This window comes from Vogesella mureinivorans (genome assembly GCF_007644035.1).
GTDB lineage: Bacteria > Pseudomonadota > Gammaproteobacteria > Burkholderiales > Chromobacteriaceae > Vogesella > Vogesella mureinivorans.
The window spans coordinates 1-266 of record NZ_VMTV02000226.1 but is presented as its reverse complement, the minus strand read 5'-3'; the positions used below and the strand labels follow the sequence as shown (position 1 = coordinate 266).

The window sequence follows — 266 nt, the reverse complement described above, 5'->3', positions numbered from 1 at the left end:
AGCGCAGCGAAGTAGTTGTCCGCCACCGGCACCACGCTGCCCAGGTACTGGCGGATCAACTCCGGATGCTCGTGCACAGCCTCGGAAAAGCTGCAGAAGATCACGCCGGCCTGAGCCAGCTCCTTCTTGAAGGTGGTGCCCACCGACACCGAATCGAACACGGCGTCGACCGCCACGCCGGCCAGACGCGCGCGTTCGTGCAGCGGCACGCCCAGCTTCTCGTAGGTTTCAAGCAGCTTGGGGTCGACCTCGTCGAGCGAGGCGTA

1 pseudogene is annotated in these 266 nt (G+C 65.0%); it reads right to left on the bottom strand.

From position 1 onward, the window contains the following. Positions 1–266: pseudogene (locus FLQ44_RS07920) on the bottom strand (Fe-S cluster assembly protein SufB); the annotation flags it as partial.